At 59.2% G+C, this 23,314-nt stretch carries 21 protein-coding genes; 8 read left to right on the forward strand and 13 right to left on the reverse strand.

From position 1 onward, the window contains the following. Positions 1-22: 22 nt before the first annotated feature. Positions 23-2,395 (forward strand): Ig-like domain repeat protein, encoded by a 2,373-nt coding sequence (locus PW789_RS00685; protein WP_299370217.1) that lies wholly within the window; start codon positions 23-25, stop codon positions 2,393-2,395. On the opposite strand, the gene PW789_RS00690 is transcribed toward PW789_RS00685, so the two are convergent. From PW789_RS00690 to PW789_RS00725, 8 genes are all read right to left on the reverse strand, one after another. Continuing rightward, positions 2,392-3,120 carry a ZIP family metal transporter gene (locus PW789_RS00690; protein ID WP_299370219.1) on the reverse strand — a complete coding sequence of 243 codons (729 nt, stop codon included), beginning with the start codon at positions 3,118-3,120 and terminating at the stop codon, positions 2,392-2,394. The two genes, PW789_RS00685 and PW789_RS00690, sit on opposite strands and share 4 nt — an antisense overlap. A gap of 90 nt (positions 3,121-3,210) precedes the next feature. Then, positions 3,211-3,729, reverse strand: coding sequence for a DUF4149 domain-containing protein (locus PW789_RS00695; protein ID WP_299370221.1), 519 nt, complete (start codon positions 3,727-3,729; stop codon positions 3,211-3,213). Then, entirely contained in the window at positions 3,729-4,580 is an 852-nt protein-coding gene (locus tag PW789_RS00700) for a zinc metalloprotease HtpX (RefSeq protein WP_299370223.1), read from the reverse strand. Before PW789_RS00700 ends, PW789_RS00695 begins: the two co-directional genes overlap by 1 nt. Before the next feature lie 35 nt (positions 4,581-4,615). Then, complete coding sequence (locus PW789_RS00705) at positions 4,616-5,923, reverse strand: carboxypeptidase regulatory-like domain-containing protein (protein WP_299370225.1); 1,308 nt, start codon at positions 5,921-5,923, stop codon at positions 4,616-4,618. Between the two features lie 42 nt (positions 5,924-5,965). Continuing rightward, a complete protein-coding gene (locus tag PW789_RS00710) occupies positions 5,966-6,259 on the reverse strand; it encodes a hypothetical protein (RefSeq protein ID WP_299370227.1) in 294 nt (97 codons plus the stop codon). Further along, positions 6,259-6,744, reverse strand: coding sequence for a cytochrome c-type biogenesis protein CcmH (locus PW789_RS00715; RefSeq protein ID WP_299370229.1), 486 nt, complete (start codon positions 6,742-6,744; stop codon positions 6,259-6,261). The genes PW789_RS00710 and PW789_RS00715 overlap by 1 nt, the downstream gene beginning before the upstream one ends. After that, a complete protein-coding gene (locus tag PW789_RS00720; protein WP_299370231.1) occupies positions 6,737-8,821 on the reverse strand; it encodes a heme lyase CcmF/NrfE family subunit in 2,085 nt (694 codons plus the stop codon). Before PW789_RS00720 ends, PW789_RS00715 begins: the two co-directional genes overlap by 8 nt. Positions 8,822-8,890: 69 nt before the next feature. Continuing rightward, positions 8,891-9,325 (reverse strand): response regulator, encoded by a 435-nt coding sequence (locus tag PW789_RS00725; RefSeq protein WP_299370233.1) that lies wholly within the window; start codon positions 9,323-9,325, stop codon positions 8,891-8,893. A gap of 484 nt (positions 9,326-9,809) precedes the next feature. On the opposite strand from PW789_RS00725, the gene PW789_RS00730 reads away from it, so the two are divergent. From PW789_RS00730 to PW789_RS00740, 3 genes are all read left to right on the forward strand, one after another. Beyond that, complete coding sequence (locus PW789_RS00730; RefSeq protein ID WP_299370235.1) at positions 9,810-11,603, forward strand: sodium:solute symporter family protein; 1,794 nt, start codon at positions 9,810-9,812, stop codon at positions 11,601-11,603. 18 nt (positions 11,604-11,621) lie between these two features. Beyond that, positions 11,622-11,870 carry a hypothetical protein gene (locus PW789_RS00735; RefSeq protein ID WP_299370237.1) on the forward strand — a complete coding sequence of 83 codons (249 nt, stop codon included), beginning with the start codon at positions 11,622-11,624 and terminating at the stop codon, positions 11,868-11,870. Positions 11,871-12,120: 250 nt separating this feature from the next. Then, positions 12,121-14,634, forward strand: coding sequence for a protein kinase (locus PW789_RS00740; RefSeq protein WP_367182452.1), 2,514 nt, complete (start codon positions 12,121-12,123; stop codon positions 14,632-14,634). A 57-nt stretch (positions 14,635-14,691) separates the two neighbouring features. Here PW789_RS00740 and PW789_RS00745 read toward each other — a convergent pair whose 3' ends face one another. Both PW789_RS00745 and PW789_RS00750 read right to left on the reverse strand, forming a co-directional pair. Beyond that, a complete protein-coding gene (locus tag PW789_RS00745) occupies positions 14,692-15,618 on the reverse strand; it encodes a hypothetical protein (protein ID WP_299370239.1) in 927 nt (308 codons plus the stop codon). Continuing rightward, the gene (locus PW789_RS00750) at positions 15,615-15,950 is read right to left on the reverse strand and encodes a hypothetical protein (protein WP_299370241.1); all 336 of its coding nucleotides are present in this window, start codon (positions 15,948-15,950) and stop codon (positions 15,615-15,617) included. The genes PW789_RS00745 and PW789_RS00750 overlap by 4 nt, the downstream gene beginning before the upstream one ends. Before the next feature lie 45 nt (positions 15,951-15,995). On the opposite strand from PW789_RS00750, the gene eno reads away from it, so the two are divergent. The 4 genes from eno to gpmI all read left to right on the forward strand — a co-directional run bounded on the left by eno (position 15,996) and on the right by gpmI (position 21,268). Continuing rightward, entirely contained in the window at positions 15,996-17,288 is a 1,293-nt protein-coding gene (gene eno / locus PW789_RS00755; protein WP_299370243.1) for a phosphopyruvate hydratase, read from the forward strand. Between the two features lie 156 nt (positions 17,289-17,444). After that, positions 17,445-18,893 (forward strand): glucose-6-phosphate dehydrogenase, encoded by a 1,449-nt coding sequence (zwf, locus tag PW789_RS00760; protein WP_299370245.1) that lies wholly within the window; start codon positions 17,445-17,447, stop codon positions 18,891-18,893. Between the two features lie 8 nt (positions 18,894-18,901). Then, entirely contained in the window at positions 18,902-19,612 is a 711-nt protein-coding gene (locus PW789_RS00765; RefSeq protein ID WP_299370247.1) for an NAD-dependent deacylase, read from the forward strand. Between the two features lie 39 nt (positions 19,613-19,651). Then, positions 19,652-21,268 (forward strand): 2,3-bisphosphoglycerate-independent phosphoglycerate mutase, encoded by a 1,617-nt coding sequence (gpmI, locus tag PW789_RS00770; protein WP_299370249.1) that lies wholly within the window; start codon positions 19,652-19,654, stop codon positions 21,266-21,268. A gap of 73 nt (positions 21,269-21,341) precedes the next feature. Here the strand turns inward: gpmI and PW789_RS00775 are convergent, their stop codons facing one another. The 3 genes from PW789_RS00775 to PW789_RS00785 are packed head-to-tail and all read right to left on the reverse strand — an operon-like array spanning position 21,342 to position 23,314. Then, a complete protein-coding gene (locus tag PW789_RS00775) occupies positions 21,342-22,346 on the reverse strand; it encodes a metallophosphoesterase (protein WP_299370251.1) in 1,005 nt (334 codons plus the stop codon). 45 nt (positions 22,347-22,391) lie between these two features. Further along, a complete protein-coding gene (recR, locus tag PW789_RS00780; protein ID WP_299370253.1) occupies positions 22,392-22,970 on the reverse strand; it encodes a recombination mediator RecR in 579 nt (192 codons plus the stop codon). Positions 22,971-22,990: 20 nt separating this feature from the next. Further along, positions 22,991-23,314, reverse strand: coding sequence for a YbaB/EbfC family nucleoid-associated protein (locus PW789_RS00785; protein WP_299370256.1), 324 nt, complete (start codon positions 23,312-23,314; stop codon positions 22,991-22,993).

The following is a 23,314-nucleotide window of genomic DNA, read 5'->3' on the forward strand; positions in this document are numbered from 1 at the left end:
CACTTTCTCCCAACAATTTTTTGTGAAGTCGTGTGTCTGGTTCGTTGCGCTGCTCACCTGCTTTGGCACGGTCGAGAGTAGAGCGCAGTCGAACGCGATGCCGCTTCTGCTTCCAACCAACATTGCCGCCGATGCGGCGGGCAATCTTTATATCGCCGAGACGGGACGACATGTTGTCCATCGCCTCGACGTGCAAGGGCAGCTCACGATTATGGCTGGCACCGGCGTTCAGGGGTTCGATGGCGATGGTGGCCAGGCGACAGCTGCATTGCTGGACTCGCCTCTGGGACTGGCAGTGGGGGCCGGGGTTCTTTACATCGCGGACAGTCATAACCATCGTGTGCGGCGCGTCGATCTTACGAGCGGCGTGATGACGACTTTTGCTGGCGGAGCGATGGTGGGCTCTGCGGGTGATGGTGGACAGGCTGCGTTGGCGGCGCTCGATCTTCCTGCATCGTTGGCGCTCGATGTTGCGGGGGTTTTGTATATCGCGGATGTTCGTGCGCATCGTGTGCGCCGGGTCGCGGTGTCCGGCGTGATAACGACGGTTGCGGGAACGGGGACACAAGGCTTCAGTGGAGATACAGGAGCGGCATCGGCGGCATTGTTCGATTCGCCTGGAGGACTTGCCGTCGATGCTTCAGGCAATCTCTACGTCGCCGATTCGCATAATCAGCGGATACGGCGGGTCGATGGCGCGACGGGAATCGTGACGACGATTGCGGGAACGGGCGATGCGGGTTCGAGCGGAGATGCGCAGGCCGCCACGGTGGCGAAGCTGCGGCTTCCAAGAGGCCTGTCCGTGGATGCGCAGGGCAATCTTTATGTCGCGGACCGGGAGAACGCCCGGGTGCGGCGTATCGATGCTCTGACAGGTACGATCACGACGGTCGCGGGAACCGGTGTCCAGGGATTTGCGGGGGATGGCGGGTCGCCGCTGATTGCGAATCTGGACCGTCCGGCATCGGTGATTGCAACCGATACAGGAGCGGTAGTTATTGCGGACAGCGGGAATGCGCGCATTCGCGAGATAGTTCCCGGCCCGACAATACAGACCATTGCAGGAGCCGGAGCTGCTGATATTCCCATCGTGGTGTCCCTCTCTGGGGCGTCGAGCGTGCGTTATGGCTCGGGGCAGGTGGTCGCCACTCTTTCGAGCGCAGGCGCGACGGGCAGCGTCACCTTTTATGAGATCAAAAACGGTGTGTCGCAGCAGCTGCTTACGAGACCAATACAGTCGAGCGGAGCTGTTCTGGATGCCTCCGGCTTCAGCGCCGGAGATCATTTGCTAGCGGCAACTTACATGGGAGACCAGGCGCATACGGCCGCGCAGAGTACGACGTTTTTGCTGCATGTTCTTCCTGTCGCGTTGAGCGCCACGGTCAGTCCGCCGAGCGTCTTGTATGGTGCCCCAATTCCTCCGTTGTCCGCGTCACTACTGGGAGTCCTGGACCGCGATGCGGGCAGTCTTACGACACAGCTTGCTACGACGGCGACGCAACTGTCTGCCGCAGGTGTTTACCCCGTGACGGTCACGTTGCAAGGGACAGCAGCGGGGAACTATGTATTGGCCGCGAATCCAAATCTGACGATCTCGCAGGCACCGACAATGATTACGCTGCTGTCGTCGGGAGTTATCGCGGACGCAGGACAGCCGGTGTCGTTACAGGCGCATGTGGCCAGCTCCACCAGCGGTGTACCAAGTGGGACGATCAGCCTTGTTGAGGGAGGCACGCTCCTCGGTGGTGCAGCGGTTGATTCTGGCGGAGATGCGGTCGTCAACCTAACTGGTATGACTGCGGGCCCGCATACGCTGACAGCGGCTTATGGGGGAGATCATAACTTTCTTGCGAGCGCGTCGGCTCCAGCTCTTTATACGATCGCGGGTGCTCCCAGCGGCGGCGGCGATTTTAGCGTCTCTGTAAGCGGTGCATCCTCGCAGACAATTCTTGCTGGTGGAAGTGCAAACTTCACCTTTACTGTTCAGCCCCAAAAGGGCCTGGCTAGCCCCATCACGCTGGCTGCGAGTGGGCTGCCGGGATCGTTGAGCGCGAGTTTTAATCCTGCAACCGTTCCACCGGGAGATGGGGCTGCAACTGTGACGCTGACCGTATCGGCGCCGCAGACGGCTCAAACAACCTGGCTCGGTGCACGGAGCGTCTGCGTGGCTTTGCTATTTGGTCTTGTTCTGCCCTGGCGTCGACGCTGGCGGGGAGCATTGCTGCTTCTGCCGATGATGATGATCGCTGGATGTGGAGATCGCGTTTACAGCACGGCCGCAAATCAAAGCTCCAAGAGCTACACCATTACGGTCACTGGAACTGCAACCGGAAGTGGCGGCGCGGCGATTCAGCACAGCGCGACGTTCACGCTGACGGTGGTATCCACGAGCTAGATTGGGCTGAGAAGCTTGAGGAGAAAGAAGATGGCGACCCCGGCGAAGAAGACGAGTGCCATGCGGATGCCGGGTTCACGGTTGACCTCGGGGACGAGATCTGTCGCGGCAACGTAAATGGTGACGCCGGCAGAAAGTGGGAGCCCCTCGCGAACCCAGCTGGGCTGGAGGCTGATGGCGAGTACACCCGCCAGGGTCATCGCGCCGAGAAGCATGGCGGAGTTGAGAGCGGCGCTGCGTCCTCGACCACTCGCGAGCATGACGCTGGCGACGGTGAAGCCTTCCGGAAGCTTATGCAGAAAGACGGCGATGAAGATGACCCAGCCGAGCCAGGAAGACAGGACGAAACCGGAGCCGATGGCAATTCCGTCGAAGAAGGTATGCACGCCGAGCCCGAGGAGGACGGAGTAGCTGGTGCGTTTGGAGAGCATCTCATCGTGATGCGTCTCTTCTCCGAAGTGGAAGTGTGGCACGAGGGTGTGCTCAAGCAGATGGACGATGCAGTATCCGGCGAGGATGAGTAGAGGCGCCCAGCGGGGATTGAGGGTGATGGCCTCGGGAGCCATCTCGAGGACCGCAGCGCCAAGCATGAATCCGGCGCCCAGGGCCACGAAGTATCGTAGAGAGCGCGCGGTGGGCGAGCGGCGGACCAGGAGGACGCCGCCGAGATAATCCGCAAGGGCCGCAGCGACGCCCAGAGTAAGACTTAACCAGAGCTTGGACATGTTACCCGTTTCGGACGAGCGAGTGCTGACCGCCATCTTTCGCAAGATAGCCGTCGGAGCTGCAGACTCCGTTCGTTTTGGGTACGGCGTTCATATCTGTCTAATTTTACCTGTCTCGGGCCACTGTGACTCGCGGGATAGTACAAGCACGACTCCGAGACCGCATAGCAGGACGAGGCCTTCGAGGCGTTCGGAGATAACGTGCAGCCGTTCGAAGTCCACACGTCCCGGATTTTCGATGTCGGCTGTTTCGACCGCGCCACCTGCGGCGACGCGGTCGTTCTCCATGCTGGGGAGGATGACGTACTGCGAGTAGGCCGTGATGGCGATCATGATGGCGGTGAGCGAGATGCAGATGGCAAAGCCGACCCTGGCCGGAACCTCGGCACGGAACCAGAGGATCGCGGTCGACAGCACGAAGGCTGCGCCACCGATCAGGCCGATGCCGTGAAGGGTGCGGAGGGTGCCTCCGACGACGAGGCCAGCCTCGTGTGCGCTGGGCAACAGATGAAACGCCGTGGGAGCGACGACGAAGGCGAAGAAGATGAGGCCGCCAACCCAGGCAACCATCGAAAGCAAACGTACAGCCCGTAGAACGGTTTCAAACACTAGATCAAGTCCCTTCCGATCAGTCGACGGATCCTCTCCGGAATGGGGGGATGCGTCGAAAATAAATTTGCAATGCCGCCAGATCCTAGGAGCGGGGCAACGATAAACAGATGAGCCGTCGTTGGCGAGGCCTGCATAGGAATCCGCCGCGAATAGGCATCCAGCTTCTGGAGAGCACGAGCGAGGGCGTAGGGGTTGCCTGTCTCCTTCGCTCCTGTTGCATCGGCCTCGTACTCACGGGAACGCGAGATGGCGAGCTGGATCAGAGTCGCAGCAATCGGCGCGAGGATGATCATGAAGAGGCCGCTGAAGCCGCCGCCACGACTGCGTCCGTCACGATCACCGGAACCTCCGAAGAGTGATGCCCAATATCCCATGCGCGCCACCATCGTAATTGCTCCGGCCAGGGTTGCGGCAATAGAGCTGGTGAGGATATCGCGGTTCTTCACATGCCCCAGCTCATGTGCGAGAACGCCCTCGAGCTCTTCATCGTCGAGGAGATCGAGAATGCCGTGGGTTACGGCCACCGACGCGTGCTTTGGATTGCGTCCCGTCGCAAAGGCGTTAGGGCTCTGGCTGGGGATGACGTAGATCTTCGGCATCGGCAGTCCCTGTTTGGCCGCCAGGCGCTCAACGACGTTATAGGCGCGCGGGAGATCTTCCCGCGTGACAGGCTGCGCCCGGTAGGCGGAGAGGGCGATCCTGTCGGAGAAGAAGTAGGCGGCAAAATTGAAGGCAATGGAGAGCACGAAGGCCATCACCATGCCATTCCGTCCGCCAAACATGCCGCCGAGAAAGATCAGGAAGACGGTCAGAAGTACCAGCAGAAGCGTCGACTTGAACGTATTCATCTCAGGTGCCTCTCGTAGGGAAACGGGGCCCGGGGTTAGCTTGTGATGTCCTGTCCCTTTCGCTGCAAGGCACGCTTCAAAACGGTCTCGATGGCGGCCTTCTGCTCAGCATACTCCGCTTCGTTCATCCTGCCTTCGAGCCGGTCAGTTTCGAGGGCAAAGAGCTCGTCTTTGAGACTGCCCAACACGCCGGAGCTGCTGGGTGCGGAGGGAATCGGTGCGCCGGGCGAGGCGGCTGCTATTGCGGGCTGCTGGCCACCGCTCTTCAGCAGGACACCGGCGCCAGCGGCCATCGCCAGGCCCAATCCGCCAAGGATCCACCACTTGTACTTGGCCCAGGGGTCGTTGTTGCCTTCGGGATCGATTGGGGTGCCGAGACCGCCTCCCGGGCGGGTGTCGGTGGCCGCAGAGCCTGTGGAGGCGCTGGGCTGTGTTCCGGCGGCAGACTGGTCAGTCTGCCCGGGACCGCCGCCCGGTCCGGCAGCTGCCTGAGAATCACGCGGAAGCTGACCGGCGCCGGAGATGGTGAAGGCGAGTGGCGACGAGCTGGAGACGTTGCGCGCCACGAAAGTTTGCGCCGACATCTCTTCGGTAACGGGAGAGTAGGGCGAAGAGGCCCCAGCCTTGAAGGTCATGCTCTTCGGCATCATGATGGCGACCGTGTCGGTTGCCAGAGATGGCTTCGGGCCGAGGTTGATGCTCCCACTATAGGGAATGTGATACGTGATCTGAAAACGCGTCTCGCCGGGCCGAATGGGAAAGACAAAGGCGTAGTGATTGGGATCGCCGAGCGGCATGGGCGCAGCCTGGACGGGCATGCCTCCGGGAGCGAGTGCGGCTGAACCTTCGACGACGGCTCCGGCGGGGAGGTAAAACTCAAATGGACGATCGCCAAACTGCGTCTTGGGAGGGTTTGAATCGTTCTTGAGGAAGAAGTTCTCGACGATGCGAAGGTTCTTGCCGCTTTCGTCGGTCTGAACGCGCATGACATCGGCTTCGCTGACGACCCCGGCGACCTTGGTTGCGACGTCATAGACGTCGATATCCACCGACTGGGCTCCTGGAGGTGCAGGGCGAAAATAGTTCGCCTTCTGGTGAGTGACGCGGATCAGGTGCATGCCGGGATCGGGGACGTTGAGGGTGTAGTTGCCCTTGGAATCCGTTGTGGCGTGCGTCGATTCCTGCATACCCTGCGCGAGACGAATGAGGGTGACCTCGTCACCGGCTGCGGGCTTGTTGTTCGTCTTATTGGTGACCGTTCCGGTGATGGTGTCGGCGTGGGCCGCGATGCTAAGTGCGGCAAGGACGGCTGCTGCCGCAGCCAGTCGGCGAGAAGAGAACATGATACGGATCACCCTTTAAGTTTATGTCAAAAAAGAACTGGATCAGGCGTGGTTGCGGGAGAGCGAGCTGGAGCGCCGATCGAGCGATTCCATCTCCGCGATCACCTGGGCGGCTTCGTCTTCGAGCGCGGTGCGCTGTTCGATGTAGTCCTGCTCGGGGTATTTGCCGGCTTGATACTCAAAGTTAAGATCGCGAAGGTTGTCATAGATGACCTCCTTGCGTTCGTTCAGATAATCGGCGCGGGTCTTGTCGGCTTCATAGAAGGGATTGCGCTCCGGCCAGAAGACGAAGGCGAAGAGCAGAACGGTGAGGGTTAGTCCGGCGATGGTTCCCATTAGTACTGTGTCTCCCGTCGAATGCGTTCGCGTAGCTCATCGTCGTGAACCGAGTGGGTTGGAATTCCGGCCAATGCGGGGCCGGTGCGGGTGCGCTTGCGCCAGAGGGTAATCAGAATTCCAGTGCCGACCGTGGCGAGCAGGAAGACAACCACCGGCATGATCCATGCGGCGTTGTCGAAGCCGCCCCGGATGGGCGCAGCAAGGACCGTGGGACCGTATTTGGCCGCGAACCAGTTAAGAACCGCGGTGTCGGGGCCCCCGCCGGCGACCTGCTGGCGAAGCTCGCCGATCATGCGATCGGAGTCGGGGCAGCCGACGTGATTGCACTCAAGAAGGATCTGACCGCAGCCGCAGACACAGACCATCTCGTGGCCGAGACGGCCGAAGCGTGAGCTGGCATCGGAGGCTCCGAGCATAAGGACAGCGAGAAGGCAGACAGCTGCGCTCTGCCACCAGCGGCGGGTGGTCATACGGCTAAGCATGGTGCACCTCGGGCTCGCCGATGGCGGGTGATGGAACGGCTGCGGCAATGCGCGCAGCCGACGGATTCAGGTTGGGTACCAGCGCGAGGAAGGTTCCGAATACAACGATCATCACTCCGATCCAGATCCAGTTGACCAGGGGATTGATGAAGACCTTAATGATGGGTTTGTCGGTGTCGGGGTTCTTGCCCTCGTAGATGACATAGAGATCTTCGACGAGCGTGGAGCGCAGTGCCACCATGGTGGAGGTGGTCTGGCTGGCGACATAGAAGCGGCGCTCCGGAGCGAGCTGCGTCAGCTTCTTTCCATTGCGGTAGACGTCCAGCAGGGAATACTCGGTCTCGAAGTTGGGGTTGGAGTCCTGGGTAAAGCTCTGGCAGACGATCTTATAGCCGCCGAGTTGCATGGTGTCGCCGAAGCCCATCTCCTGCTCGCGGGACTGGTTGAACGCACCTCCCGCAATGCCGATGAACATGACCACGATGCCGAAGTGGACGACATAACCGCCGTAGCGGCGAGTGTTGCGACGCACCAGAAGAATGGTGGCGCCGAAGAGGTTCTTGCCGGTCTGGGTGCGAACGACGCCAGCGCCGCGAAGGAACTCGGCAAAGATGGCGGTGATGACGCCGGCTGCGAGGGTGAAGGTGATCAGCGAGAAGGTCTGCGCCTGTGCGTCATCGCCAGCGCTCCAGGGGCGGACGCCGGCGATGACGCAGACCGTGAAGGAGACGGCCATCGCGATGCACGGGAGAACGAAGTTACGCCGGATGGAGCGCAGCGAAGTGGAACGCCATGCCAGCAGCGGCCCAATACCGGTAAGGAAGAGCAGGAAGAGGCCGATGGGAAGATTGACGCGGTTGTAGAAGGGCGCGCCAACCGTGACCTTGGAGCCCTGCACGTACTCGCTCAACACGGGGAAGAGGGTTCCCCAGAGAACCGTGAAGCAGGCGGTGAGCAGGATGAGGTTGTTGAAGAGGAAGCTGGACTCGCGGCTGACGAGTGATTCCAGCTTGTTCTCGCTCTTGAGATGGTCCTTCTGCTTGAAGAAGGTAAACAGACAGACAGCGAAGACGACGAGGATGAAGCCGTAGAACCAGCCCCCGATGGAGGACTGCGCGAAGGCGTGCACGCTGGAGACGATACCGGATCGTGTGAGCAGCGTGCCGAGGATGGTGAGCAGGAAGGTCGAGAAGATGAGCCAGACGTTCCAGGTCTTCATCATGCCGCGCTTCTCTTGCATCATGACGGAGTGAAGAAAAGCGGTGCCGGTGAGCCAGGGCATCAGCGAGGCGTTTTCGACGGGGTCCCATCCCCAGTAGCCGCCCCAACCGAGAACGCTGTATGCCCAGTGCGCGCCGAGGATGATGCCGCAGGTGAGAAAGAGCCAGGTGACCATGGTCCAGCGGCGAGTGATGTGAATCCACTTCTCTCCGGGATAGCGCATCATCAGGGCGCCAAGGGCAAAGGCAAAGGGAACGGAGAAGCCAACGTAGCCGAGGTAGAGCATCGGCGGATGAATCACCATCTCCGGATATTGGAGCAGGGGATTGAGGCCGAAGCCGTCCTGCGGAATGGGGCCGGGCTGAATCGCAAACGGCGGAGCGGCGAAGTTCAGCAGCAGGAGGAAGAAGACCTGTATGCCCGCGAGAATGGTCGAAGCAAACGCGGAGAGGCGGACGTCAACCTTATGACGCATACGGAGGACAAAGCCGTAGCAACTGAGGAGCCATGCCCAGAGGAGGAGGGAACCCTCCTGTCCGCTCCAGAGAGCGGAGAACTTGTAGGCGGTGTTGAGATCCCGATTGGTGTGGTGAAGGATGTACGAGACGGAATAGTCGTTGGTGAACGACGCCCAAACCAGAGCAAAGGCGGCACAGCTGAGAGCGAGGAAGCTCGCGATTCCGGCTCTACGCGCCGTCTCCCCCAGCCTTCCGCTGCCTTGACCGCCTGACGTGTAGCCGCTGGTGCCGCGTGATTTCCAAAGGGCGATGCCGCCAAAGATCAGAGTGTACGCGCTCAGCACCAGGGCCAGGAGCAGCGCAAAACTCCCGAACTCAGGCATAGGGTGACTTTGCATGGGAATCCTCACCCATCATTTTCTCAATGGTGGAGGCGAATCAGCAATGAGATGGAGAAAATGATTCGTTTATCGCGCAACCGGAAAGGCCTGTTCTACTGAAGGTGTGTTGCTAAGCGGCTTCGCGGAGGTGCCTTCCAACAGGAGATTGCGAACGCAATCCAGCAGATGGTCGGGAGGAAGTGGCTTAACGCGGAACTCGACGTCCAGGCCGTCGTAGAGATCGGAGGCCTCTTCCATGCCGCTGATGACGAGTATGGGGAGCTTTGGCTGAAAACGACGAAGTTCGGAGACGAACTGGGTTCCGCTCATGCCCGGCATGACGTGGTCGGTGATAACAAGGTTCACGTCAGCGGGAAGTGTGTTTTCCTTCATCTGCTCCAGCGCGCGCACCGGGTTCAGCGCAGTAAAGACGTAGTAGCCAGCTCGTCTTAGGATGGTCTGTCTGATTCCAGCCTGGACTGCATTATCGTCAACCAGAAGAATCGTTCTATCTAAGGCCATCAGCTTCTCCGCAGAAGACATGCTGCATCTTCCGGTTTCTCCAGAAATATCGTCCGATACCGTGATTCCATGACGGAGAAAAGCTGGTCCGCAAAGAACAAAATCCCCGGTTTTATAGGCTGGCACCCTAACTTTGGAAGTCGGTTTGCCAAGCCCCAAGTACGTCAGCGGTTACTCTCTGAATCCGGTGTTGCCTGGGTGGAGGTATAGTTTTGGTTCTGTGTCCCACCCTAACTTTAAATTGTGATGCACAGTGAGTTCACAGAGTTTTCTTTATAGGGTAAAAATGGCCGGTCGGAGAGAGGTTTTGACCCGATTCCGGTCATTTCCACCCAGCCCTGCGGTGGATCTTATGGTGGGACAGCGAGTTAGCATAATAGAGGCGGCCCGATGCAAGAAGTGACACCAGCGTCCTAGACGATGGCGGGTAAACAATTTACATTTGGCCGAAGAACGTTTCGAATCATTTGCTTGAAGGGAAACCGTGAATCTCTCCATTGTCGACTGGCTGATTATGCTGGTCTATTTCATTTTCGTTCTGGGGATAGGGTTTGCTCTCAAGCGCTATATGCGCACCTCGAACGACTTTTTTCTCGCGGGCCGTTCTATCCCGGCCTGGGTCTGCGGCCTGGCCTTTATTTCGGCGAACCTGGGCGCTCAGGAAGTCATCGGCATGGGCGCGTCGGGCGCCAAATATGGTATCAACACCAGCCATTTCTATTGGATCGGCGCTGTTCCGGCCATGATTTTCGTCGGAATCTTCATGATGCCGTTCTATTACGGCTCGAAGGCGAGGTCGGTGCCGGAGTACCTCCGGATGCGTTTTGACGAGAAGACGCGTGCGGTGAATGCCTTCTCCTTCGCCATCATGACAGTGATGTCATCGGGCATCTCGATGTATGCGATGGCGCTGTTGATCCAGACGCTGGGCCTGTTTCATGGCATCATCCCGGACAATTACATCTTCCATGTCTCGGTGCTGCTATCGGCTGTGATCGTGCTGGGCTATATCTTCCTCGGCGGCCTGACGAGTGCGATCTACAACGAGGTGCTTCAGTTCTTCCTGATCGTAGCGGGCTTTGCTCCCCTGGTCTGGATCGGCCTGAAGAATGTGGGTGGGTGGCAGGGAATCCGCCATACGCTGCCGGCGTCGATGACGCACTCCTGGCGGGGTATGGCGCATGCGAATACGAACACGCTGGGCGTGGAGTGGTTCGGCATGGCGATGGGACTCGGCTTTGTGCTGTCGTTCGGATACTGGTGCACGGACTTTCTGGTGGTTCAGCGCGCGATGGCCGCAGACTCGGAGGAGTCGGCTCGGCGCGTTCCGCTGATTGCGGCGATTCCGAAGATGTTCTTTCCATTTCTAGTGATTCTGCCCGGCCTGATTGCGGTCAGTATCACGCCGCACGCAGTCTCTACGCAGCCCGCGATGGTTGCCGGAGCCTCGAGCACGGCTCCGCTGGTCGATGAGCATCCACATGGCATTATTCCGCAGAAGACGAACCCGCTGAATGGAAGTCCCATCGTGGACAGCAAGGGAGAGCCGGTCTACAACTATGACCTCGCGATCCCCGTCATGCTGCTGCACTACTTTCCTACCGGCATTCTTGGATTGGGTCTGACGGCGCTGCTGGCCAGCTTTATGTCGGGCATGGCGGGAAATGTGACGGCCTTCAATACGGTCTGGACCTACGATATCTACCAGGCGTACATCAACAAACGAGCGACCGACGCCCATTATCTGTGGATGGGAAGGATGGCGACGATAGGCGGAATCGTGCTCTCAATCGGCGCTGCCTACGCTGCGACCAACTTCAACAACATCATGGATGCGTTGCAGTTGGTGTTTTCATTCGTGAATGCGCCACTGTTTGCAACGTTCCTGCTGGGCATGTTCTGGAAGCGGACGACCGGCCATGGCGCATTCAGCGGCCTGATCGCCGGGACCCTGGCCGCGTTGCTGCACCACGGTCTGACGATTCCGACCGATGCGCTGCCCGGAATTCATGGCGGTTGGATTGCGATCGTTCATCACTATCCGAGCGACATGGCTCAGAACTTCTGGACGGCGATCTTTGCTTTCTCGGCGAACCTGATCGTTACGGTCGCCGTCAGCCTGGTGACGACGCCACGTCCGGAGTCGGAGCTTGTGGGGTTGGTGTATTCGCTGACGCCGAAGCCGGTTGAGCATCATTTGAGCTGGTATCAGAAGCCGACGACGCTGGCCTGGGGTGTGCTCGGCCTGCTCGTCATTCTCAACCTGGTCTTTGCTTAGGCAGAAAGGGTTTACAGCATGGGTCTCGATATTCGCATTCCGCTCGGCCTGCTCTTTTTGATCAACGGCGGCATTATGAGCATCTACGGTCTCATAACGCGGCATTCGGCGATCTACGAGAGGTCGCTGGGGGTAAACCTGAATATTGGCTGGGGACTTCTGATGTTTGTCTTCGGGCTGGTGATGTTTCTCGTCGGCCGACGCCAGAAGTGGCAGGATGACCCGGTCAATCCGCGGCCCTGGGAGCGCGGTGGCGGACAGCACTAGTTCGGGATGACAGAATCGATTATGAAAAACCGTCAGATCGGCAGTGGTCTGGCGATTTTCTAGACTTGTCCTCTTTGAGAGGACGGCCGGTCCAGGGAATTTCATCGGTGCACATCTGCTATCGCAGGGGTGTTTTACGTCGTCCATCGATAAGTATCCTGGAAGTCTGATCTCATTTGGGAACCGCTGAAGCAACAGTTCACGACGAAGAAGCCTTCCACATGCAGTCTGACTGCAATAATGGAGGAATATGAAGCGCCGTGTTATCGAGCAATATGAGCTCGTTCGTAAGATCGGGGCCGGTGGCTCCGGCGTTGTGTTTCTGGCCAACGACACTCTCTTGCAACGGCCGGTTGTTCTCAAGCTGCTCAAACGGGGAAATCTGACGACGGAGCAGATGCGCGCCACCCAGCTCCGGGAGGCGCGCCTGGCCTCCGCGATCGATCATCCGAACGTCTGCGCGATCTACGACGTGGGAGAGGCTCCGTCCGAATCGGGCGATGGCTCCGAGGCCTACATCGTCATGCAGTACGTTCCTGGCAAGTCGCTCGACAAGATCATCTCCGAAGGGGCGTCGAGCCTGGAGCTGGTTCTTTCGGCGGGAATCCAGATCTCCGATGGTCTTTCGGCTGCGCACTCTCTGGGCATCTTCCATCGCGATCTGAAGCCTGCCAATGTCATGCTGACGGATGGCGGCCTGATCAAGATTCTCGATTTTGGCCTGGCGCGCCGACTGGCACTGGACAAGACGGACTTTGATCCTTCGGGGCCTGCGGACAAGCAGAATCTACCTCCGCTTGGAGCAACCTATACCGCTCGAGGGGGCACGATCGCCTACATGGCACCGGAACAGTTTGTGACCGGGCAGTCGAGCGTGCAATCGGATATCTTCGCATTTGGTCTGATCCTGTTTGAACTGGCCACGGGAAGGCATCCTTTCCATCGTCCCGATGCACCTGATTTTCAGTCGATTCGGGCGATCCAGTTTGCCGATCCGCCATCGATCCGCGAGATTGCGCCCCAGCTGCCGGTCGAACTGGAGAGTGTCATTCTGCGCTGCCTGGAGAAGCAGCCTGCCGCGCGTTTTGCCTCTGCCGCCGATGTTCGCGAGTCATTGAAGACGATCATGCGTTCGATGCAGCTGGACGCTGCGCTGATGACGGGCGGAGATGCGTTTTCGCGCTATCCGGCGCAGGGACGGATAGCGATCGACACGCCGGAAGAAGAGAAGCGCGCCACAGGAATCCTCTCGATGCTGGCGGAGCGTTTTCGCGAGTCCGGCAACAATAACTCGCCAGCCAAACAGACGACGAGCAGCATTGTCGTGTTGCCCTTTGTCAACTTTGGCCCGGCAGATGTTGCTCCCCTCTATGGCTATGCCCTGGCGGATGCCATTGCGACTCGACTGACACGCATGTCGTCGCTGGTGGTGCGGCCTTCGAGCGCGTTGATGACGCTGCCGACGCAGCAGCTCGACCCCTTGAGCGTTGGGAAGAAGCTGTTGGCGGACTTCGTGCTTGCCGGTAACTTCATGCGTTCTGAGAAGGGCTTCGATCTCAACTGGCAGCTGCTGGATGTATCCGGACAGAGCGTGCGGGCGGGCGGCTCGATCAATGTGGCCTCCTTCGATCTGGTTAGTGTGCAGGCGGAGATCTGCAATGAAGTCTTCAGCGCGCTGCAGGGCATTGGGCGACTGCGGAATCTGAAGGAAGGGAACCGTCCGACGTCGCTGACCGATGACGTCTCGGAAGAGTACCTGCAGGCGCGAGCGCTGTTGTCCTCGTTTATGACGCGCACTGGAAACCGGGATGACCTGGATCGGGCGCGTGAGCTGTTTGAGTCGGTCACGCAAGGCAACCCAACGTATCCTCCGGGCTGGTCGGGATTGGGAATCACCCATCTTCAGTACACGCGCCATGGCCTTGGTGGCCAGATGCATGTTCTGGAGGCGAGGCGAGCCTTTGACCGTGCGCTGGAGCTTGATCCGGGGTCGGTCGAAGCCAATTTGTACCGCGTGTACATGCTCCTCTCGCGCGGTGAAAAGGAATCAGCGCGTCACGGGATCGAGCACCTGCTGCAGACCGCGGGCAACGACTGGAATGTGCGGATGGTCGCTGGTCTGACGCTGCGAATCGACGGCATGTACGAGGAGGCGCTGGAGCAATTCAACGCTTCGCTGCGCATGAACCCTTCCAACGCCGCGATGATCTATAACCATCGCGCCCGCGTCTATCAGTACCAGAACCAACTGGATCTTGCGTCCGATGAGATCGAAAAAGGGCTGACGCTGGAGCCGCGCCAGCCACTGCTGCGCATCTCGCTGGGGTATCAGCAGATGCGCACCGGCGATCTGCCGGCGGCGGTTGAGACGCTGGAAGACGTGATCCGCAATGAGAAGTCGCTTCGCATCGTCTTTCCGACAATCGCCCTCTGCTATGTGCAACTCGGCGACCGCAAGAAAGCTGCGACGTTCATCATCGACGAGACGCTGGCTGCTGCGGAGGCGGACAGCGAGATGGCGTATCGGCTTGCCACTTACTTCGCCGTAGACGGCGATGAGAGCGAGGCGCTGCACTGGCTGAGGCGCTCGATCTATCTAGGGAACGAGAATTATCCGTGGTTCTCGAAGAATCCGGCATGGAAGCGCCTCGCCGGGCACAGCGACTTCGAGCGCATCCTGGAAGACCTTAAGAAGAGCTACCGGACGGAACCAGAAGAACTGGAAGCGCCTTCTGGCGCAGGTCCGGAACTAAATCCAGGTTAGGAACTAAATGAAAGACGGGCCCGAAGGCCCGTCTTTCATGCATGCTCAAAAAGCAACTTAGTTGGCGGGCATCATCCGCAGGGCTGGGCCGGCACCGGTTGCCGCAGGTTCTACAGAAGCCGCGGCAACCGGCTTCAGCATGAGCGGGGTGGTCAGGCTGAAGACCAGTCGTGAGTCTTCCTTGAGCGTTGCCTGGCGTTCCTGCTTGAGCCACATTACGGTGCTTGCGCCTGCGCCGACTCCTGCTCCAACGAGCGCGCCGACTCCGCCGCCGATCAGGGCACCGGCTACGGCACCACCTCCGGTGGTAAGGGCGGCAACGGCGAGTGTCTCCTTGGCACGGTCGCGGCGCTTCAAGGTGCCCTCCCGATCCACATTGAAGTTGTTCAATGTGGTATCGATGAGCTGTGCATGAACCATGTACAGCGTGCCGTCAGGCAGGGTAATGCTGCGTGGCTCCAGATGAAGGGCCGCCGCGCCCGAGATGCGGTGTCCGCTGTGAACCTCGGTGACGGTGCCTTCGAGCAGTGAGCCGATGGGGATGATGACACGTCCCTGGTTCATGACCGGCTCCATCACCTCAGCGCTAAACTTTGAACCAAGCTCGGTGCTGGCGGTCGATAGCTGTTCGCGCATTCTGACGTGCAGGAGCGTGCCTTCGTTGATCTCCCCATCCCGCTCGGGAACACTTGTGACGATCTGTGCGTCTACATCCGGCACAACAGTTTTCGGTGCCGTAACAACAGCTGCGCCAGGGACGGCAGGACCGTTATAGGGCACATAGGCGCCGTAGGCCTCTTCGGTCGCAGGCTTTGCGGCGGAGGGCTTGGCTGGCGCTGCGGGAGGCGGAGCCGGCTGGGCATCGTTATTGTTCGCGTCGATGGTGACCGGGTCCGGGTTGGAGACGCCTGTTGTCTGGGCATGAGCTGCCAGGGGCAGGGTGATCAGGGCCAGGGCGGCAACTGTGGTCAGCGGTGTCTTCATGGCTTGCGATCCTCCAGGGCTACGGCATCTCTGGGAAGAGACAAAAAGCCCTGGAGAAAGGCTAATAACCCTGATGGGGGATGCGGAGTTTTTCGAGGATAGGGAATCGAACCTGCTACTACATCTTGCGACACCTGTGAGGAAAGTTGCACATGACAGGCGACGTATTTACCCGTTGGTGATTCGGTGCTTGTACTGGCTTTGCTAAAATTCAAATGGTGAAATCCTCCGGCGCCAGCTCTGGACCCCATTTCGTTCAAACTATCGTCACCGTTGCCGGGAACTCTGTTCCCGTCGACCGTCGCCCAAAGCTGAACGAACGTCTGCAGCATCGCGTTATCCGGCAAATGACTGAATCTTCCAGTGACAGGAGCAACATGACTGAGATCGTTTCTATCCACGCCCGCGAAATTCTTGATTCCCGCGGAAACCCCACTGTTGAAGCCGACGTTGTACTCTCGGGCGGAGCCCGTGGCCGCGCTGCCGTTCCGAGCGGAGCCTCGACCGGCGAGCACGAGGCCGTAGAGCTTCGCGACGGCGACAAGGACCATTACCTCGGCAAGGGCGTTCTGAAGGCGGTGGAGAATGTCGAGTCGATCCTGGCCCCTGAGCTGGTCGGCATGGACGCCTCGAACCAGCGCATGATCGACGCCACCATGATTGCGCTGGATGGAACCGAAAATAAGGGCAAGCTGGGCGCAAATGCGATCCTTGCTGTCTCAATGGCAGCGGCGCGCGCCTCGGCCGAGGCACTGAAGCTGCCACTCTATCGCTACCTTGGCGGCGTCAACGCTTCGATTCTGCCCACCCCGATGATGAACATCATCAATGGTGGTTCGCACGCCGACTCGAACGTGGATTTCCAGGAGTTCATGGTGATGCCGGTTGGAGCGGAGACGTTTTCGGATGCCCTGCGCTGGGGAACGGAGACCTTCCACACGTTGAAGGGTGTGCTGAAGAAGAAGGGCTACAACACCGCTGTCGGCGACGAGGGCGGCTTCGCCCCGAATCTGAAGTCGAACGCCGAGGCGATTGAGCTGATTCTCGAGGCGATTGAGCTGGCTGGCTACAAGGCTGGTGAGGATATCGCGATTGCTCTGGATCCGGCGTCGAGTGAGTTTTACGACAAGGCCAGCGGCAAATACATCTTCAAGAAATCGGATAAGAGCGAGAAGAGCTCAGCTGAGATGGCGGCGTTCTGGGAGAGCTGGGTTCGCCAGTATCCTATCGTCTCAATCGAGGACGGCCTTGCGGAAGACGACTGGGATGGTTGGAAGCTGCTGACCAAGCAGGTCGGAGATTTTGTGCAGCTGGTTGGCGACGATCTCTTCGTAACCAACACGGAGCGTCTGCAGCAGGGCATTGAGCAGAAGGTCGGTAACTCGATCCTGATCAAAGTCAACCAGATCGGCACAGTATCGGAGACGCTGGAAGCGATTGAACTTGCGCGCCGCTACGGCTATACCTCGATCATCAGCCACCGTTCGGGTGAGACAGAGGACACGTTCATCGCTGACCTCGCCGTAGCGACGGGCGCAGGACAGATCAAGACGGGTTCGGCCTCACGTACCGATCGTATTGCGAAGTACAACCAGCTGCTTCGCATCGAAGAGGAGCTGGGCCAGTCGGCTACGTTTCTTGGGATTGAAAGCGTGAACTTCGGCGAATAAGTTACGCCACCTGGAAATATGGCCGCCGGAAGTATGGAAGCCGCACCTGCCATGGGTGCGGCTTTCTGTTTAATCCCTGCATCCAACCAGATAGGTACACTGATGCCTACAAACGGATTTTGAGTGTACCCTCAGATTCGATCTAAAGGAGCTGCCTTGGCTGAGCCGAATACCGTCCCTCCCGCTGCTGTTCACTCCGATGCTCTCGTCTTTTTTGGCGCGACGGGAGATCTGGCCTACAAAAAGATCTTTCCTGCCTTGCAGGCTATGATCAAGCGCGGCAGTCTCGATGTGCCGGTGATCGGTGTCGCGAAGGCTGGGTGGAATCTTGATCAGCTGAAGGCGCGGGCGCAGGATTCGCTCGAAAAGCACGGAGGCGTGGACGCGGAGGCCTGGAAGAAGCTCTCCTCACTGCTGCGCTATGTTGATGGCGATTACAGTGACAAGGCGACCTTCGTTGAGGTCCGTAAGCAGCTTGGCGGCGCACAACATCCAGCACACTATCTAGCGATTCCACCCTCTCTTTTTGAGACGGTAATTGAACAGTTGGTTAACTCCGGATCGGCGCGGGGTGCGCGCATGATCGTAGAGAAGCCCTTCGGCCATGACCTTGCCTCGGCGAAGGAGCTCAACCGGATTCTGCTCAGCGCGTTTCCAGAGTCGTCGATCTTTCGCATCGATCACTACCTGGCGAAGGGGCCGGTTCATAACATGGTCTCGTTCCGCTTCTCCAACGCCTTTCTGGAGCCGCTCTGGCATCGCGATTACATCGAAAGTATGCAGATTACGATGTCGGAGAACTTTGGCGTGCAAGGCCGGGGCTCCTTCTATGACCAGACCGGGGCGATTCGCGATGTGGTGCAGAACCACATCTTCCAGGTCATGTGCAACATCGCCATGGAGTGCCCGGCGCGGCGCGACAGCGAGGCTGTCCGGGACGAGAAGGTCAAGGTGCTGCGAGCGATTCCTCCCATTGAGAGCTGCAACCTTCTGCGCGGTCAGTTTGAGGGATATCAGTCGGAGAAAGGCGTGGCCGCCGGATCGACGGTGGAGACCTTTGCTGCATTGCAGCTGGAGATTAAGTCCTGGCGATGGGACGGTGTGCCGTTTTATATTCGTGCCGGAAAGAATCTGCCGGCGACTTGTACCGAGGTCGTTGCGAAGCTCAGGAAGCCGCCGCAGACGTACATGACAGATCCTGCGCCAGGAAACTACATGCGTTTTCGGATCAGTCCTGAGATGACGATCGCCCTGGCGGTTTCGGTGTCGAAGCAAGATGAAAACGGGCTGCGCTCCCTGGTCGAGCTTGAGGCCTGCCGTCACCCTGAGCCGGACGAGATGGAGGCCTACGAGCGCGTTCTGACGGATGCAATGGCTGGCGATGCGACGCTGTTCGCGCGGCAGGACTATGTTGAAGAAGCATGGCGTATCGTCGATCCCGTGCTGAAGGCGAATACAGCCGTCTATCCCTATGCGCCGCAGACGTGGGGGCCGGCGGGAGCGCCGGAGCCGTTGCAGAAGAATGTGACGCCCCCAGGTGGGTGGCACCCCATCTCCGACGATACCGATAGCTACCATGTTGTGCCGCCGGATACATCGAGGTAGACCGATCCGTGGTGCAGCTCCTTCCGGATGACCGCCTGTTTGTACTGACTGGAGCCGGGGTGTCTGCGGAGAGTGGCCTTGCCACCTTCCGCGGTTCCGGCGGTCTCTGGAACGGCCATCGTTTGGATCAGGTTGCGACGCCGGAGGCCTGGGCGGCTGACCCGTTGCTGGTCTGGCGGTTTTACTCCATGCGCAGAAGAGATGCGGCGGCTGCGGCTCCGAACGCCGGGCATCTCGCGTTGGTCCGGCTGGAAGAGCAGATGGGCAGCAGGTTCTATCTTTGCACGCAGAATGTCGATGATTTGCATGAGCGGGCAGGTTCACACCGTGTTCACCATATGCATGGCTCTCTCTTTCAGTCGCGTTGCGTGCGATGCGAGGAGCCGTTCTACGACGACGGAGGCTATGAGCTGGTGGATGATCTGCCGCTCTGCGCAATATGTGGGGCAGCGGTTCGTCCGCACATCGTCTGGTTCGGTGAGGTGCCTCTGGATATGGAGCGTATCTATGCAGAGCTGGATCGTGCGACGGTGCTGCTTGTGGCGGGGACTTCGGGATCGGTGTATCCAGCGGCGGGCTTTGTCCAAGTCGCGCACCAGCGAGGAATTCGTACGATCTATGCCGGTCCAGAGGAGCCGCTGAACGCGGATGTCTTCGATGAGGTGCTGCTGGGTACGGCAACGGAGATCCTTCCGACGATCGATGTGCGAGGGGCGTAATATTTGGTGCGGTCGAAACTTGATATTCTGAATCCAGAAATGCCTAAGAAACCGATTGTCCTCACCATCCTCGACGGCTGGGGCTACCGCCCCGAGACTCACGGCAACGCTATCGCGCATGCTCGTAAACCGATCTACGACAAGCTGCTGGCGACTTACCCCAATACGCTGATTCGCGCGAGCGATCACTTCGTCGGCCTTCCCGATGGCCAGATGGGTAACTCGGAGGTTGGTCATCTCAACCTCGGTGCTGGACGCATCGTGCGTATGGATATCTCGCGTATCGATGAAGCGATTGTGAGTGGAAACTTCTTCAGCGATCCAACGCTGGTCCGCGCGATGCAGCTGGCTGCAACGGATGGGCGGGCGCTGCACCTGCTGGGGCTTGTCTCAGATGGAGGGGTTCACTCCCAGCAGCGACACCTTTATGCGCTCCTGAGGCTTGCCGCGCAGCATAAGTTGAGCCGTGTTTACATCCATGCGTTTATGGATGGGCGCGATACGATGCCGACGAGCGGCCTCGGATACCTGGAGGCGCTGCAACAGCAGATTCGTGAGATCGGCGTTGGAGCTATTGCTTCGGTGTCGGGCCGTTACTTCGCCATGGACCGCGACCTGCGCTGGGAGAAGGAGCGCCAGGCGTTCGATGCCATCGTGACGGGCTCACCGCAGGGCGGCGCCTATACCGATCCGCTGGCGCGTATTCGTGAGCTTTACAACAATGAAATCACCGACGAGTTCGTCCCGCCGTTTACGGTTGTGGATGCAAGTGGCGCGCCGGTCGGGCCGATTCGCGACAACGATGTTTGCATCTGCTTCAACTATCGCGCCGATCGCGTGAGGCAGATCACCCGGGTTCTTGCGCGCAACTGCGATATGCCTGGAGGCCTCACGGCGGGTAATGCGCTGGATCTTCCCAAGGCTGCGGAGCTGGACACGGAGATTCCGCGCGCGCAGGCTCCGAAGAACATTCATTTCGTGACCATGACGAACTACGACAAGAACTTTACCGTGCCGGTCGTCATCCCGCCGGAGTCGATGGATAATCTGTTGGCGAATGTATTGGCCGATGCAAATATTCGCAATCTGCGCGTTGCGGAGACGGAAAAGTACGCTCATGTGACGTACTTCTTCAATGGCGGTATCGAGAAGCCATTTCCGGGAGAAGACCGCGCGTTGATTCCATCGCAGAAGGTAGCGACGTATGATCTTGCTCCTGAGATGTCGGCGGAAGGGATCGCCGATGCTGTGGTGAAGGCGGTCAACGACACCGCATTTGATGTGGTGATCGTCAACTTTGCCAATGCGGATATGGTTGGGCACTCGGGCAAGATGGAGCCGACAGTGCGAGCTGTCGAGACGGTGGATACGCAGTTAGGTCGCATCTACCGGGCAGTGAAGCAACGTGGCGGAGCCTTGCTCGTCACGGCCGACCACGGCAACGCCGAGATGCTCATCGACCCGGTGACCGGCGGCCCGCACACGGCGCATACGACGAACCCTGTACCGTTCATCATGATCAGCGATGAGGTGGATACGAGCCACCACTCGATCCTGAGGCCGGGCGGCAGTCTCCGCGATATCTCTCCTACCATCCTTAAGCTTCTGGGACTGCAGAAGCCGCTGGAGATGACGGGCGAAGACCTCGCACAGTAGGAAAGATCCCACAGCCGTTCTCTTCAAGAGAGGAGCGACGACTGTGGGATCTGTTTTTAAGCGTGAGCTGCGTTTAGCTGAGAATCCGCACATCGCCTGCCGGTGTCTTGGTGAAGGCGTGGATGAGATGGCACTGCTCATCGAAGTGTTTTACGGTTAGGTGCTCGGCGGTCATCTCGAGATGCGTGAAGCCGTGAACTTTTTCAGCAGAGGGGCCACGCTGACTCTGTGGAATCGTCAGGTTGTACAGGTCAGCGCCTCCTCCTCCTGAGAGCACAAACGAAGTGGGATGCCCCTCAAACTCCAGATGCTGCATGTCGTGGTCGTGACCGGCAAAGTAGAGGTGGGCCTTGTGTTGTTCCAGTAGCGGCAGCCACTCTGCGATAAGGACCTCGTGATCTCCATGCGGTCCGTTGGAGTAGATGGGATGGTGCGCCATGACCAGCAGGTAAGGGGTCGTTCGCGGCTTTGCTAGCTCCAGTTTGAGCCAGCGTAACTGCTCGGCCTGATCTTCAAGCGACATCTGAAAGTTTGCACCGGTTGCCTTCGTGGCACGGGGCTTCTGAACGTTGCTGTCGAGAACGATGACGGTCGCAAGAGGTTTGGTGGCGGGGAACTGAAAGCTGTACCAGCGCGCTGGCATAGTCCAGCGCGTGTTGCCGCGCCTGGCGTAGGCGAGCTGCATGTCGACCTTGCTCTCCGGCATGCGCTGGTAGTCGTGATTGCCCAGCATGGCGTAGGCCTTGCAGTTGAAGGTCGACTCCGGGTACATCTCTTCGAACTGAGTCTTCCAGCGCGGAGAGTCGACGCCACCGGTCATATCTCCGTACCAGTTGTCACCCAGCATGATCAGGGCATCGGTCTTCACACGATTCACTGCGACATACTGCTGCATCGCGGCTGCGACCTGCTTCTGTGCCTCAAAGCGCTCGTATCCCCAGTCGCCGATCATCAACCAGTTGCTGCCATCGGTACGTTGCATAGGTGCGGCAGATAAAGGAAGGCGCCCGAGCGCGGCTGCGGCACTGAAGGCAAAGCTCTGGCGAAGAAACCTGCGGCGGCTGAGAGAGTCGTTCATGCAGTAGTTGTATCAAGAGGGGATGAACGAACGATGAAGAAGATGCTACAGTTCGCGGCGACCTTCGAGTGCACGGGTCATCGTCACCTCGTCGGCGTATTCGATATCGCTGCCCGCAGGAACTCCAGTAGCGATCCGTGTGACGCGGACGCGAGGTTCTACGCGATGGACTTCCTCAACCAGATAGCGTGCTGTGGCCTCGCCTTCTGTCGTCGGGGAGGTGGCGAGGATCAGTTCGTCGATCTCAGGCAGGCGGGTCAGCAGGTTGGCGATCCGCAGTTGCTCCGGTCCGACACCGCCAATGGGAGAGAGCGTACCGTGCAGAACATGGTAGACCCCGGCATAGCTGCGAGTCTTTTCAATGGTGGCGATGTTGGTAGGCTCTTCCACAACGCAGACCAGGTGCTGATCTCGTGCGGGACTTGTGCAGTAACTGCAGGGATCGACGTCGGTGATGTTGTTGCAGATGGAGCACAGGCGAAGGCTTGCCTTCAGCGTGCGAATGGCGCTGGCCAGCTGCTCCGCATCGTCGGGCGAAGAGCGCAGGACGTGGAAAGCAAGACGCTGAGCGCTTTTGGTGCCGATGCCGGGTAGCTTTCGCAGCTCTTCGATAAGCCGCGTCATAGGTTCTGCAAACCGAGCCACTAGGTTAGCCCCGGAATATCGAGTCCGCCCATCATGCCGGAGAGGCTCGACTTCATGGCATCGTCCGCGCGTCGACCGGCTTCGTTGACTGCCGCGGTAATCAGATCCTCGAGCAGCTCCAGGTCGCTGCCTGCGCTGCCAATAGCCGTCGGTTCGATTTTGAGGCGCAGCACTTCTTTCTTGCCGTTCATACGAACGGTGACCATGCCGCCGCCGGTTGAGGCTTCGACGATGGTCTCCTGCAGCTTCTGTTCCATCTGCTCCTGCATCTGGCGCGCCTGCCCCATCATCTCTTTCATCTTGGAGAGATCAGAAAGATTCAT

Source organism: Edaphobacter sp., from assembly GCF_028283685.1.
Classification (GTDB): domain Bacteria; phylum Acidobacteriota; class Terriglobia; order Terriglobales; family Acidobacteriaceae; genus Edaphobacter.

What these genes read in the sequence shown, in the direction of transcription:
- PW789_RS00690 (WP_299370219.1), bottom strand. Translation starts at nt 3,120, where the DNA reads ATGTCCAAGCTCTGGTTAAGTCTTACTCTGGGCGTCGCTGCGGCCCTT.
- PW789_RS00700 (WP_299370223.1), bottom strand. Translation starts at nt 4,580, where the DNA reads ATGAATACGTTCAAGTCGACGCTTCTGCTGGTACTTCTGACCGTCTTC.
- PW789_RS00705 (WP_299370225.1), bottom strand. Translation starts at nt 5,923, where the DNA reads ATGTTCTCTTCTCGCCGACTGGCTGCGGCAGCAGCCGTCCTTGCCGCA.
- PW789_RS00710 (WP_299370227.1), bottom strand. Translation starts at nt 6,259, where the DNA reads ATGGGAACCATCGCCGGACTAACCCTCACCGTTCTGCTCTTCGCCTTC.
- PW789_RS00715 (WP_299370229.1), bottom strand. Translation starts at nt 6,744, where the DNA reads ATGCTTAGCCGTATGACCACCCGCCGCTGGTGGCAGAGCGCAGCTGTC.
- PW789_RS00720 (WP_299370231.1), bottom strand. Translation starts at nt 8,821, where the DNA reads ATGCAAAGTCACCCTATGCCTGAGTTCGGGAGTTTTGCGCTGCTCCTG.
- PW789_RS00725 (WP_299370233.1), bottom strand. Translation starts at nt 9,325, where the DNA reads ATGGCCTTAGATAGAACGATTCTTCTGGTTGACGATAATGCAGTCCAG.
- PW789_RS00735 (WP_299370237.1), top strand. Translation starts at nt 11,622, where the DNA reads ATGGGTCTCGATATTCGCATTCCGCTCGGCCTGCTCTTTTTGATCAAC.
- PW789_RS00740 (WP_367182452.1), top strand. Translation starts at nt 12,121, where the DNA reads ATGAAGCGCCGTGTTATCGAGCAATATGAGCTCGTTCGTAAGATCGGG.
- PW789_RS00745 (WP_299370239.1), bottom strand. Translation starts at nt 15,618, where the DNA reads ATGAAGACACCGCTGACCACAGTTGCCGCCCTGGCCCTGATCACCCTG.
- PW789_RS00750 (WP_299370241.1), bottom strand. Translation starts at nt 15,950, where the DNA reads ATGCTGCAGACGTTCGTTCAGCTTTGGGCGACGGTCGACGGGAACAGA.
- eno (WP_299370243.1), top strand. Translation starts at nt 15,996, where the DNA reads ATGACTGAGATCGTTTCTATCCACGCCCGCGAAATTCTTGATTCCCGC.
- gpmI (WP_299370249.1), top strand. Translation starts at nt 19,652, where the DNA reads ATGCCTAAGAAACCGATTGTCCTCACCATCCTCGACGGCTGGGGCTAC.
- PW789_RS00775 (WP_299370251.1), bottom strand. Translation starts at nt 22,346, where the DNA reads ATGAACGACTCTCTCAGCCGCCGCAGGTTTCTTCGCCAGAGCTTTGCC.
- recR (WP_299370253.1), bottom strand. Translation starts at nt 22,970, where the DNA reads ATGACGCGGCTTATCGAAGAGCTGCGAAAGCTACCCGGCATCGGCACC.
- PW789_RS00785 (WP_299370256.1), bottom strand. Translation starts at nt 23,314, where the DNA reads ATGAATCTTTCTGATCTCTCCAAGATGAAAGAGATGATGGGGCAGGCG.